Source organism: Acetobacteraceae bacterium (genome assembly GCA_004843165.1).
Classification (GTDB): domain Bacteria; phylum Pseudomonadota; class Alphaproteobacteria; order Acetobacterales; family Acetobacteraceae.
This window is the reverse complement of record CP039459.1, coordinates 236,771-249,739: the sequence shown is the minus strand read 5'-3', so window position 1 is coordinate 249,739 and position 12,969 is coordinate 236,771. Positions and strand designations below refer to the sequence as shown.

Below are 12,969 nucleotides of genomic sequence, written 5' to 3'. Positions count from 1 at the left end.
TTTTTAAGTTGGGTTTTATTTGTCAAAAATTGACTTTCCACGAGAAAACTGCTTACTTATATCGTTCTATTGCTAATAGCTTTTAAAAAATAACTAAGGATCTCCATGAGGTTACGAAAAAAAACAGTCCCCTTAAAATTAAGTGATGTCACGATTATTGATGACAAAAAACTTCACAAAGCGATTACGGCCGCTGCTTTGGGGAATGCTCTGGAATGGTTTGATTTCGGGGTTTATGGGTATCTTGTGACGGTTCTTGGTGCTGTTTTCTTTCCAGCAGCCAGTCCGAGCATACAGCTAATTGCTGCATTGGCGACCTTTTCTGTGCCGTTTTTAATTCGTCCGCTTGGAGGAATGTTTTTTGGTGTTTTGGGGGATAAATACGGTCGTCAAAAGATTTTAGCCCTAACGGTTATTTTAATGACCTTTAGTACTTTTTGTATTGGACTTATTCCGTCTTACGCAACGATTGGCGTACTTGCACCGATTGCGCTCTTGGTTTGTAAGATGGTTCAAGGCTTTTCCGTTGGTGGCGAATATACAGGTGCATCTATCTTTATTGCGGAATATTCTCCAGATCGCCGAAGAGGCCTTATGGGAAGTTTCCTTGATTTTGGTTCTATTTTAGGCTTTGTGCTTGGGGCTGGGGTTGTCGAAATTTTGACAGGTCTTGTGGGGCAGCAGGGCTTGATGGACTGGGGATGGCGTTTGCCGTTTTTCCTTGCTTTGCCTTTAGGTTTTGTCGGGATTTATTTGCGAAATGCTTTGGAGGAAACACCAACATTTCAACAGCATGTCAAAGGCTTAGACAAGGTAGATCGTCAAGCACTTGAAGAGGGGCCTAGTGTTCCCTTGAAGAATATTGCTGTTAAATATTGGCGCAGTTTGCTGGTTGCTGTTGGTCTCGTGATCGTGTGCAACGTTACCTATTATATTTTGCTGACATATTTACCGAGTTATCTTGAGCATAATTTAGGTTATAGTTCGAGCAAAGGCGTTCTTATTATCATTGTCATTATGATTGGCATGCTATTTGTTCAGCCATTGGTTGGGTTTTTAAGTGATAAAATAGGCAGACGTCCTTTTATTTGCGCAGGAAGCTTGGGTGCGCTTTGCTTTGCTATTCTGGCCTTTAAGTTGATTGGTTCGCATGTTGAAGCGGCGCTTTTCCTTGGTCTATTTATTTTAGCTATTATTTTGAACTGTTTTATTGGGGTTATGGCTTCCATTTTGCCGGCGCTTTTCCCTACGGAAGTGCGCTATAGTGCGCTTGCAATTTCATTTAATATTTCTGTGATTGTTGCTGGTTTAACCCCAACTATTTTAGCTTGGCTCATTCAGGTAACAGGTAATCTTATGATGCCGGCTTATTATTTGATGGGGGTTGGGGCACTTGGGCTTGTGACAGCTTTCTTTATGAAGGAAACAGCAAATAAACCTTTGCGTGGCGCATCGCCTGCTGCTTCTGATCTTGAAGAAGCAAGAGAAATTTTAGATGAGCATCATGAAACGCTTGCCCAAAAGATTGAAACGCTTGATGGGGTTATTAGTGATCTCGAAAAGACACTTTCTGAAAGTAAAAAAGAGCGCCAAAGATTTATTGATCAGCATCCGCATATTAACTGACGAGAGGATGTCTATTTCCTGTCCTTGAGGAGAGTGAGTTTATAAAATGGATAAACGTGTCACGCCATTAAAATTAGACGATGTCACCATCATTGAAGATAAGAAATTATATCAAGCTATTATTGCCGCGGCGTTAGGCAATGCCTTGGAATGGTTTGATTTCGGGGTTTATGGGTATCTTGTCACGGTTTTGGGAAAGGTTTTCTTTCCCACTGCCAGTCACGGTATCCAGTTAATTGCGACCTTGGCAACTTTCTCCGTTCCTTTTTTAATTCGTCCATTAGGGGGATTCTTTTTTAGTGCCCTTGGGGATAAATACGGGCGTCAGAAAATTCTGGCGTTGACGGTTATTCTCATGACGGTGAGTACTTTTTGTATTGGCCTTATTCCCTCTTATGCAACGATTGGCTTTTTTGCGCCGATTGCTTTGCTGTTATGCAAAATGGCCCAGGGTTTTTCTGTTGGGGGAGAATATGCTGGCGCAACCGTTTTCGTTTCGGAATATTCTCCAGATCGGAAACGTGGCTTTATGGCCAGCTTCCTTGATTTTGGTTCTATTCTAGGCTTTCTTTTTGGGGCAAGTATTGTTGAGCTTATCACCGTTACGCTTGGCTCGGACACTCTAGAATCGTGGGGATGGCGTATTCCCTTTTTCCTTGCGCTTCCTTTAGGACTCGTTGGGATTTATCTGCGTCATGCCTTAGAGGAAACCCCGACTTTTCAGCAACATTCTGAAAAGCAGGAAACAAAAGAAAAGGCAGGAAATAAAGAAAACGAATCAACGACTTTCTTTACAATCGTTTCCAAATATTGGCGCGGTCTTTTGCTCTGTATTGGTTTGGTCATTGCCTGCAATGTGCAGGAATATGTTCTTTGGACATATTTACCGAGTTATCTTGAACATAATCTTGGTTACAGTGCGAGCATGGGACTTTTCATCATCCTTGTTGTGATGATCGGCATGTTGTTTGTGCAACCTGTCGTGGGATTTTTAAGTGATCGTGTAGGACGGCGTCCCTTTATTTTTATTGGGACATTGGGGCTTATGTCCTTATCCATTCTGGCATTTCATTTGATTGGTTCCGGTGTTAGAACGTCACTCTTTGCGGGGCTGTTAATTCTTGCTGTCCTTTTAAATTGTATCATGGGGGTAACAGCTTCTATTTTGCCGGCATTATTTCCAACGCAGGTGCGTTACCGTGCTTTGGCCAGTGCTTTTAATATTTCTGTCGTTATCGCAGGTTTAACACCAACAATTGTGGCTTGGCTGGTGCAATCCACAGGTAATCTTATGATGCCGGCTTATTACTTGATGGGAATTGGGGCAATTGGTTTTGTTACGGCCTTATTTCTCAAAGAAACGGCGAACAAACCTTTGCGGGGTGCACGTCCTGCCGCTTCAGATATTGAAGAGGCAAAAGAATTATTGCATGAGCATCATGATACATTAGAACAACGTGTTTCTGATTTGGATGAAAAGATTTTGCAGCTCAAAGAGCAGGTGAAGGATCTGGAGCAAAAGCGTCAAAGTCTCATTGACCAGCATCCTCATTTAAATTGATCTAATTTAAGAAACAAAAAAAGCACTGTAAAAATTTTACAGTGCTTTTTTTAGAAAATTTTTTTCTTTAGGAAGCGGATGGGGGAGTATTTTCCTGTGTTTGTGCCGCTTGTTGTTTTTTTAATTGTTGCTGTTGGTCATATTGCATTTTTGCGCCCTGCTCTGTGTCCGCATAAGGCTGTTCTTGATTGCCGGTTCCCATCATTCTGGAAATTCCTTCTTGTTCGTTTTCACTGGTGCATCCAGCAAGAAGTCCGACACTGAGCAGGCAGGCGACGCCAGCTAAGGGAAGAATATTGCAAAGTTTAAATTTCATGATTGTTTCCCCATGAAGCGACAGAAGATAAAAAGTGAATGAAATCTATCTGTCTCATTTTTAAATAATGTGCAGCCTGCACAAAGAACTTCTTAAAAGCTTACTTGAGAAACTTCTCAGAGATAAGCCCTCAAAATGGCTTTGTAGAGATAAAAAAAGAGAGCTGTATTAAAACAACTATCTTTTAAGAATTCCTTCAGAAAGGATTAAACAAAATTATGCTTGCGTCTCGTTTGAGAGGCGTACCACTTCTTTCTGAAGATGTTTGATTCTTTCAGATTGAATAATTTCCTGCTTGATTAACCATTGTAAGACACTCCCAATTTGAGAGGGGGTGAGGTTTTTTGTCGCTGTGAGCATTTCTAGCTCTTCGAACATTTCTTTCTCTGTTTTGGCACTTTTTGCTTGAATTTGTGCCGCAGTTAGTTCTCTTCTTGCCTCTGACTCTGCTTTTTCTTTGAGTTTTGCCAACTCTTCTTCAAGACGTTTTTTTTCTTCAGCTGCTTTTTCAGCCGCAAGCTCCTCTTCTGTTTTTTCTACAGATGCTTCTTCCTCTTCGGAAGAGGAGTCTTTTTTTGAAATGATTTCTTCAGGCTCTGATGGGGCCTTAAGGTAAGAGGCGCTAGAGAGTTTAGAGCGATCGGTAGAGGCGGCAGAATCCGTAACCTGTTTTTCTAGATGTGGATGAGCCTTTAGGCTTTCAGCTGGTTTAGAAGAAAAAGGATCTATTTCAGTCATTCTATATTCGCTCATTTCATAAAAGTTGTTGCGTATCTTAATACATTATCTGCTTTTTGGGGAGAGTTTCGTGAAATCAGGCTATTTTTGAGACATTTAAAAGTTCTTCATGAATCTTTTTTGCTGCCATTGCGGGATCATCTGCCTCTGTAATAGGCCGGCCAACAACAATCCAATCGGCGCCTTCTTTAGCTGCTTCGGCAGGTGTCATTGTGCGTTTTTGATCGTGCGTGTCATTGCCGAGGGGACGAATGCCGGGAGTAACGAGAACGGGTTTTTTTCCGAGTTCTTGGCGGAGCCGGGAAAGCTCATGCCCAGAACATACAAGACCGTCTGCCCCGGCTTCAATCGCTAAATTCCCCAATAAGACGGCTTGATCCAGTGGAGAAAGGGGGACACCTGTTTGCGAAAGTGCTTGAGCAGAAAAACTTGTTAAAACGGTTACGGCGAGCAAAATAGGTGGCGCAACTTGATTTTCTAGAGCACCCTCCAAGAGGCCTTCTTTGGCTGCCTTGACCATCTCAGCACCGCCTGAAGCGTGAATTGTTACCATAGTCGGGCGATAGCGCATGAGGGATTTCATGCCTTTTTTCACGGTTGCTGGAATATCGTAGAGCTTTAAATCCATAAAGATAGGAAGAATCTGCTCAATTTCTTTTGTTTTTTCTAGACCAGCACCATAACAATACTCCATGCCTGTTTTGAGCATATCTGTATAAGGGTGAATGGCTTTGGCAATATTTTCTGCTTTTTCCAAAGAGGGCGTATCTAGGGCGACAATCAGGCCTGTACGGTTAGGCAAGCGGAGAGCAGGATTGGCAAGGGTAGAATTTGAGTTCGTCATTTGGTTTTTCATAATAAAAGAAATTTTATAAATATCTGGGCATTCGGCGGAATTTATATCCCTAACGGTCTATTTTATAGCGTTCAATGATTTTTAAGTATATCTTTTAGAGTGTTTTTTCCGGAGCAAATTTTTATAAAGAACGGAATGAAATTTAAAAAAAGAATTATGGCCATGTCTTTATCCAGTTTTGAAATCCTTCCGGAATTTTCCAAGTCCGAATTTGAAAATTTCAAAAAAGCCAGAAAACAGCCTTTAAGCTGGGCTTTCTTAGATTTCTCTTGGCGTCGTCATCGGTATGGTAAACGTATTCCTCAAAAAAAAGGTCGGGATCGTTTCCTTTGGCTTAAGCGAGGCTGGGAGAGCGGGCAGGCGCCTAATTTATTTTTCGACCCTGCTTTTTATGCCACAAAATTTTCGACAAATAACTCTTTTGAGAACCAAACTCCCTTGGAGTTTTATTTGCTCAATGGGCTTTCAGGAGATGCACCACATTGGCTTTTTTCCGAAAAAGAATATTTGCGTTTTAATAAAGGGCTTTCAAAAGAGCATTTTACCTTTGATCTATCAGAATTTGTGCGCCTTTCTAGCGAAGAGGGAAGTTTATTCTTAAATTTCTATGATCATTTCTGTCTTGAAGGGGACAAAAATGCTTATAGACCTCATCGTTTTTTTTCACCTTCTTTGTTTTTGAAAAATTTAGAGGAAAAATCTTTAGCACTTCCTGAGGGGATGGGGGCTTGGCAGTTTTTTCTCAGTCATTTTGAAGATGAGGTGGGTTTCCTTAGAACCTCTTGGTATTTTGATCCGCAATGGTATCTGCAAACCTATCCAGAAGTTTCTGAAGAAATTGAAAAAAAGAAATTCAGTTCGCCGCTTCATCATTATTTAACGAATGAAACACCTTCTGAATTTAATCCCTTACCGTATTTTTCTGAGGCAGAATATCTTTCGCATCACCCTGATATTCAGGGGGCGATTGAAAACGGTCATTTTAGAAATGCGTACGATCATTTCCTTTGCTGCGGGCAAGCAGAGGGAAGAACTTTTTTAACGGATAAAAACGGTTATCCAAGAAATATTTTTCATTTTATTGAAAAAACGCCTGAGGCAGAAGCTGAAATGAAAGCCTTAGAAGCGGATGATTTTTTTTCGCTTTATGTTGCTTATCAATCGCTTGGAAAAGATTTAGAAGATCTGCCAAAGCCTTCTAAAGAGGATCATATCTCTCCCAAAGATTCCCTACAGGATTCCGGGCAGATTATGCGTCTCTCACAGGCACGCCAAGAGGCGCTTTTTACGGTGTTAAGCCGTTCTCCCTTACAAATTTTTACACAAAGTTGGTCAGAAACAATACATACTCAAGCACCTTATTTAAGTGTGGTTTTGTTTTCGCATGGGGATTATGCGGCGTTAATTAGCTCGATTGAGAGTCTCTCTCCCATTTTACAGCAAGGGACAGAGCTTCTTATTGTGACTTCCGGGAATGCAAAAGAGGCAGAAACTGTCCGCACTCTGGTAAAAGGTGAGATACATTTTTGCCATCTTCTTAAAACAGAAGAGATTTTAAATTTTTGGCAGAAGGCGCTTGATACGCTTAGAGGCGGGGTGACCTTATGGTTGGAGGCAGGTGTCCGTTTAAGGAGTGAAAATCTCAAAATGATGATTCCCCGTCTTGAAAATCAAGAATTTTCTGCCATCGGGGGGATTGTTAAAGAAGGTATTAGCTATTCGTGGGGCGGAAACGTCGCCATTGACGGTACTTTAGTCTCTCAGACGATTATGCCAGAAAAAAGGGATGACCTTTTCCAAGGGGAGGTGGAGATAGATTTGCCGGCTTCTGGAATGTTGCTTTTTGATGTTTCGGCAGTTAAAGCAATTTGGCAAAAAATTGCAGGATCTCAAAAGGTTAAAGACCGTATTGTTTGGACAGGACTTTCGGATTTTGAATCACTGGCGTTGAGTTTACGGGAAAACGCAAAAAAAATTCTTTTTTCTCCGAGCTTTCTTGCGTATGCGGAGGGGAAACTTTCCTTTCCAACGAGAGAAAGTCATCTTGCACGTTGGCGGCGAAAGATGTTTCCAAATCTTCTTCTTTCTGAAAAATCTGAAAAGATTACCTTTGTTGTACAGACATTGCCTGACATAGCGTGTGATCCAGATGCGGAAAAGTTTCTCTGTGAGATAAAATCTTTGATGAAAGCAGGCTTTTCTGTTCATCTGCTCGCATTAGAAAAACAAAAAACCGATATTTTAGAGCGTTTTCTTCATTTTGGTTCAAAATTAAGTTGGGAGGAATCTCCCAAAGATCGGGATTTATCGCTTTTAAAATATTTAGAAAATTCCGATTTAATTTGGATCGTGGGGCTTGAGCCCGTTAAAATTTTCTTAGCATTCTGGCAGGCGCATCTTGGCGAAGCACACGCACTGAGTTCCTGTTTATTAGATCTTCGCTTTGAGACAGATTTAGCGCATTGGGATAAAGAGATTTTTGCTCAGATCGTGAAAAATCCCTTACTCGATACTGTTGCTCTTAAAAAAGAGGGGCAAATGCCGATCTTAGATAAATTTCCTGAATTAGAGCAGATCTTTCTTTCTCTTCCGCAGAGAGAGGGAGAGAAGGCTGAATCTATTGAAATTGAAAAATTACGTTTTATCTTCGATCACTCACGTCAGGAAATTTTAGAGCATGAAGTTGAAAAAGATGGATTTTCGGAATTGAAAAGACAAAAAAGAGAGGCCCCACGTCGTCCTTTGAAATTGTTGGAAGATTAAAATGCGTGATTTAAAATCATCTCTTTTGGCGATGACAATGGGAGACCCAGCAGGCATAGGGCCCGAAATTATTTTTAAAATATGGGCGGCAAGGAAAGCATGGAAAATACCGAAATTTCTGGTTTTTGGTGATCCAGATATTTTTGAGAAAGCGGGTAAGGTAAAGGTGATTCAAACGCCGCAGGAAGCATTGGAATTTTTTGATGAGGCTTTGCCTATTTTTCCAATAAAATGCCAAAACTTACCAAAAGCTGGAAAGCCCGACATTGCAAATGCGGCTGCCGTAATTGAATCCATTCGCATTGCTGTTCAATGGTGCCAAGAGGAAAAACTCGCTGGCATCGTGACGGCACCGATTTCAAAAGATATTTTAGCAAAAGGCGGGTTTTCTTTTCCCGGCCATACAGAATATCTGGCGCATTTATGTGGCTTTTCAGGAGAAGAGATCATGATGCTGGCATGTCCGGAACTCAAAGTCGTTTTGGCAACAGTACATGTCTCTCTTCAACGGGCATTAAAAGAATTAACGAAAGAACGCATTATAGAAACAGCTCGGCGAACAGATAAGGCACTGAAACAAGATTTCGGTTTAAAAAGTCCCCATATTGCCGTAGCAGGTCTCAATCCTCATGCTGGCGAAAATGGAAGAATGGGGAAAGAAGAGAGTGATTTTATTACACCAGCAATTATCGCTCTACAGGCAGAAGGGATCAATGTCACAGGGCCTTATCCACCCGATACACTTTTTACAAAGAAAATGCGGGAAAAATATGATGCGGCCCTTTGCATGTATCATGACCAAGGGCTGATACCGCTTAAAACTTTAGCGATGGAAAGAGGTGTGAATATCACCTTAGGGTTGCCGATTGTTAGAACCTCTCCCGATCACGGTACTGCCTTTGATATTGCCTGTGATTTAGGAAAATTGTCTCAAAGTCTTGCCTCAGAGGAAAGTTTGCGCTGGGCATTGATTGAAGCGGAAAAAATCGCTTTAGCCCGCCAGAAAGAAAAAGAGTAAAAAGAATGACAGAAAAATTGAGATTAGGAATCAATATTGACCATTCAGCAACTTTAAGAAATGCGAGAGGCGGAAGTTGGCCAGATCCGGTATTGCTCGCAAAAGAGGCTGTTAAAGGCGGGGCTGATTCGATTACGGCGCATTTGAGAGAAGACCGAAGACATATTCGGGATGATGATATAAAGCGCTTGAGAGCGTTAGCCACGCCTTTAAATTTTGAAATGGCGGCAACGCAAGAAATGCTCGCTATTGCTTTGGAGCTCAAACCTTTTGCCGTTTGTCTTGTGCCGGAAAGACGCGAGGAACTCACAACGGAAGGCGGATTAAATACTTTTCAGGAGGCACTTCCTGAATTTATTTCCCACTTGAAAAAAGCAGAGATTAGAACTTCTTTATTTGTCGATCCTGATTGTAATCAACTTGAACAAGCCGCTAAAATAGGCGCAGATGCGGTTGAATTGCATACAGGTGCCTATGCAGAGGCATCTTCGGAAGATGTCTTAAAATATGAACTTTCCCGACTTCAAAAAGGGGCCGCTTTTGCTAAAGGAAAAGCCTTGGAAGTGCATGCAGGTCATGGACTTACTTATGAAAATGTCGGCGATGTGGGGGCAATTAAAGAGATTTCAGAATTAAATATTGGCCATTATCTTATTGGAGAAGCCTTATTTACAGGACTTTCAAAAGCGGTTTCAAAAATGCAAATTTATATGAATAAGAAACGTGGATAAAGGTTAAAAAAGGATTAAATTTTTTAAAGAAAGCAAAGATTTCTTTGAAAAAAGCTGATATGTTTCAGCCCGAACAGAGATTTTTATTTTGAACAGGATATTTTATGGCTGATTTTACGCAATCAGAGATCTCAAGACTTGAAGCCGGTTTGCAGAAACTTCTTAAATCCCCCGATATTCGTATTCCGCCAGTTGCCCGCAAAGGGGTGAGTGTTGAAGTTTTGGTCGGGGATGAAACCATTGGCACCGTCTATAAAGACGAGGAAGATGGCGAAGTTTCCTATGCCGTAAATATTACTTTGCTTCAAGAAGATCTCCCAGAAGCGTAATTTTAGGAATTTTTATGCTGACGCCAGAAAAGCTGGAACGCTATTCCAGACAAATTCTTTTGCCTGCCATTGGTGCAGTGGGGCAGCAGCGTCTTAGCGAACTGAAAATTCTTCTTGTCGGCGCAGGGGGGCTTGGTGCCCCCTTGCTTCCACAACTTGTTGGCGCAGGGTTCGGTCAGATTTTTCTGATAGATCCCGATCGGATTGAACTCGGGAATCTACCGAGACAGACGCTTTACCGTACCTCAGATATTGGCAAATTTAAGGCGGAAGTTTCTGCCGAATGTGCAAAGGCGCTTAATCCCGAAACCATTGTCACGCCGATTTGTGAATATCTAAGCTCTGGTAACGCCGAAGAGATCATTTCAAAAGTCGATATTATTGCCGATGGATGTGATGATCCCAAAACAAGAGGTTTGGTTTCCGATATATGTCGAAAACTGAAAAAGCCCTTGATTAGTGGTGCTGTGCAAGGAACTTGGGGACAGTGGGCAAGTTTTCCTTATCATAAAAATAATGAAATTGCGTGTTATCGTTGCCTCTATCCTGATTTGGAAAACATGCAGGCTGGCGGCTGTGCACTGGCCGGTGTTGTCGGCAGTGTCTGTGCAACCATTGCCGGCATGATGGGAACAGAGATTTTCAGAATGGCTTTGGAGTGGCAAGGTTATGCGGATGAACCTCGCCTCTATATGTGGGATGCAATGGAACGGCATTTAAGAAAAGTTCGGATTGCACCGCATCAAAATTGTCCACATTATGGGCAAAAATCTACGTAGCTTTTCAATATTTGAGGCGGCTTTATGACAAATGTAACTTCTTTTCCACCTCTGTTTATTTTGCTTGCAAGCGATGATCATAATCGGGCGCATGTTGCTTTTTCTTTGAGTTTGGCTGCTTTGGCGCTAGGCCGAGAAGTCACGCTATTTGCCGGCGGAAAATCTGTTCGTCTTTTAGGAAAATTAAGAGCAGATTGTGAAAGCGAATGTTGTCCAGAAGGAAGCGGCGTTCTTTGCCTTGATAAATTGATTGAGGAAAGCGTAGGACTTGGGGCAAGATTAATTGCCTGTGAAACAGGGCTTTTCCAAACAAATTTAAAAGAAACAGACTTGATCGAAGGGGTGCAAGTTGGCGGAATGGTTGGGCTTTTAGCAGAAGTCGGTTCAGAAAATATGATGGTCTTTTAAATTCATTCTTTATCTATAAAGTGAATTGGAAATATGAAAGAGACCCTTAAAAATGTTATTTTTGAAAATGAACTCGCTGAATTTTATTTAAATTCAATTACGGACAGGCAAAGTGTTACAGGGCAGATCACAATTACTAAAAATGGTGAAATCACAGCCATTTTGACAGATCTTCCCCTTTTTTTTCAGAAAGCGCTTCAATCCGCACAAGAAATTTCAGGAAAATTACGTAAACTCCCGCAAATCTGGGGAAAAATTTTAAAAACAGGCCAGCCTTTTTATCTCTATCATCCAGCACTTCTTTCCACTTCAGAAGATTTGGAAGCAAATGACGGTTTAGGGGATTTTGATGTCTTCTGGCAGATTTTAGAAATAGATGCTGCTGTCTTCTTCGATTATGCAAAGAAAAAGACGCATTATCTGCTCGGCTATGCGCCACCGTCACTGCCATATGATTTAAATATCACCTCTTTTATATGGGATTTAGATGATTTTAGAGCGTGGCTCGGTGCTTTTGTACGGTGTCGTTACCAGCCTGATCTCACTTTACAAAAAGACCTTAAAGAAACGGCCGGTGATCGTATTTCCCTGATTGCCGATGGCGAACTCGCTTTTGTTCCGTATGAATTTAAAAGCGAAATAAAAGAATATCGAACCGCATTAGGTAAAATTAAGGTGAGCCGAAATTGCACTTTGGGGGAGACCAGTCTTTTCCAAACGGAAGGGCGGATTAAAACCAGCGGCTTTTTACAGATTACGCCTCATAGAAATTATAATGTACAAGAAGCAGGGACTTTATATTCCGGGATTGAAAGCTTTTTTCGCACATTCGTTTCAAGAGATCAGCAAATACCTTATCCGGAATTGCGGTTAAGTAATGGCCTTCATGCCCGTTTAATCGTACCAAGAATGGCGATAAGACCGCAAAAGACGCAATCTCCGTCTATCTATAAAAATATTTTTCCCTTTAATCAGATGAAGGCGGAATTTGGAGATTACCTTACCCATTATTTAGAAAAATCTAAGATTATCCAGTCAGGCTATTCTGTTTATGTCAAAGATGCCTATTCCCTTGAAAAAAATGAGGCGGCCTTTTTCTTTCTTGCAGCTTCCTTGGAGCATCTCGTTAATCTTTTGCTACATGAAAATTTCACAACAGCGTCTGTTTTACTGTCTGCAATGGAAAAAATTATCGCTTCGTTGGAGGAGGATATTGAGAGTTTAAAAAATTCTCATACTGATATGGCGCTAAAAAATAGTTTGAGAGATTCAAAGGGTAATCTGGAACATATCAAGAAGCAGATTCTAAGCAATGAAAATGCCTCTTTGGAAAAATCCCTCCAGCGGCTGTATTTTAAGAATAGATTATGGCTGGCTATTCAATTCTTGGAATGTGATTTTTCTTGGAAAGAGATACGAAATTTCACGAATGAATTTACATCTTTAAGAAATTACCTCGCCCATCAGGCAAGTATCTTTGAAATCGGGAAGGGTACCTCTGCGGCGATGCGCCTTCTTCCTATTTTGTCAGCGACACGAATGCTGACTTGCGCCATTATTATGAAATCTGTTGGTTTTAAAAAAGAAATGATAACAGCTGCTCTTCAATCCGGCGAATTCACACCGGAAAGAAGCGCCATAACCCCATCCTGCTCTTTTGCTGAATTGTTTAGGTTTGACAGATAGGGAAATCAATAAATATTTTTAAAAGCAACAGAGATTTTTGGGAAAGATAAAGCTGATTTAGAGAGAATATTATCCGTATTAAAAGAGTAAAAAGCTATTTATAAAACCGCCCCATTTTCAGAAGGAAACGAGGCAGTTTTGTTTTAAGAAATAGATAG

General features: G+C 41.1%; 12 protein-coding genes. 9 read left to right on the top strand and 3 right to left on the bottom strand.

The window, feature by feature from the left end; genetic code table 11:
- Positions 1 to 105 precede the first annotated feature (105 nt).
- Positions 106 to 1,626 carry a glycine betaine/L-proline transporter ProP gene (gene proP / locus FAI41_01225; GenBank protein ID QCE32316.1) on the top strand — a complete coding sequence of 507 codons (1,521 nt, stop codon included), beginning with the start codon at positions 106 to 108 and terminating at the stop codon, positions 1,624 to 1,626.
- Positions 1,627 to 1,672: 46 nt separating this feature from the next.
- Entirely contained in the window at positions 1,673 to 3,187 is a 1,515-nt protein-coding gene (gene proP, locus FAI41_01220; GenBank protein QCE32315.1) for a glycine betaine/L-proline transporter ProP, read from the top strand.
- A 67-nt stretch (positions 3,188 to 3,254) separates the two neighbouring features.
- Here proP (FAI41_01220) and FAI41_01215 read toward each other — a convergent pair whose 3' ends face one another.
- From FAI41_01215 to pyrF, 3 genes are all read right to left on the bottom strand, one after another.
- On the bottom strand, positions 3,255 to 3,503 hold the full coding sequence (locus FAI41_01215) for a hypothetical protein (protein ID QCE32314.1): 249 nt from the start codon (positions 3,501 to 3,503) through the stop codon (positions 3,255 to 3,257).
- A 216-nt stretch (positions 3,504 to 3,719) separates the two neighbouring features.
- Positions 3,720 to 4,241: a hypothetical protein gene (locus FAI41_01210; protein QCE32313.1), complete on the bottom strand. Its 522-nt coding sequence runs from the start codon at positions 4,239 to 4,241 to the stop codon at positions 3,720 to 3,722.
- A gap of 76 nt (positions 4,242 to 4,317) precedes the next feature.
- Positions 4,318 to 5,085: an orotidine-5'-phosphate decarboxylase gene (gene pyrF / locus FAI41_01205; GenBank protein QCE32312.1), complete on the bottom strand. Its 768-nt coding sequence runs from the start codon at positions 5,083 to 5,085 to the stop codon at positions 4,318 to 4,320.
- Between the two features lie 147 nt (positions 5,086 to 5,232).
- Here pyrF and FAI41_01200 point away from each other — a divergent pair, with 147 nt between their 5' ends.
- The 7 genes from FAI41_01200 to FAI41_01170 all read left to right on the top strand — a co-directional run bounded on the left by FAI41_01200 (position 5,233) and on the right by FAI41_01170 (position 12,811).
- Positions 5,233 to 7,860 (top strand): hypothetical protein, encoded by a 2,628-nt coding sequence (locus FAI41_01200; protein ID QCE32311.1) that lies wholly within the window; start codon positions 5,233 to 5,235, stop codon positions 7,858 to 7,860.
- A gap of 1 nt (position 7,861) precedes the next feature.
- Complete coding sequence (gene pdxA, locus FAI41_01195) at positions 7,862 to 8,878, top strand: 4-hydroxythreonine-4-phosphate dehydrogenase PdxA (protein ID QCE32310.1); 1,017 nt, start codon at positions 7,862 to 7,864, stop codon at positions 8,876 to 8,878.
- A gap of 5 nt (positions 8,879 to 8,883) precedes the next feature.
- Positions 8,884 to 9,609, top strand: a complete 726-nt coding sequence (locus FAI41_01190; GenBank protein QCE32309.1) for a pyridoxine 5'-phosphate synthase — start codon at positions 8,884 to 8,886, stop codon at positions 9,607 to 9,609.
- Positions 9,610 to 9,713: 104 nt separating this feature from the next.
- Positions 9,714 to 9,938, top strand: coding sequence for a DUF3126 family protein (locus FAI41_01185; protein ID QCE32308.1), 225 nt, complete (start codon positions 9,714 to 9,716; stop codon positions 9,936 to 9,938).
- 14 nt (positions 9,939 to 9,952) lie between these two features.
- Positions 9,953 to 10,717 carry a HesA/MoeB/ThiF family protein gene (locus FAI41_01180; protein ID QCE32307.1) on the top strand — a complete coding sequence of 255 codons (765 nt, stop codon included), beginning with the start codon at positions 9,953 to 9,955 and terminating at the stop codon, positions 10,715 to 10,717.
- Between the two features lie 24 nt (positions 10,718 to 10,741).
- Entirely contained in the window at positions 10,742 to 11,125 is a 384-nt protein-coding gene (locus tag FAI41_01175; protein ID QCE32306.1) for a hypothetical protein, read from the top strand.
- Between the two features lie 33 nt (positions 11,126 to 11,158).
- Positions 11,159 to 12,811 (top strand): hypothetical protein, encoded by a 1,653-nt coding sequence (locus FAI41_01170; GenBank protein ID QCE32305.1) that lies wholly within the window; start codon positions 11,159 to 11,161, stop codon positions 12,809 to 12,811.
- Positions 12,812 to 12,969: the final 158 nt, after the last annotated feature.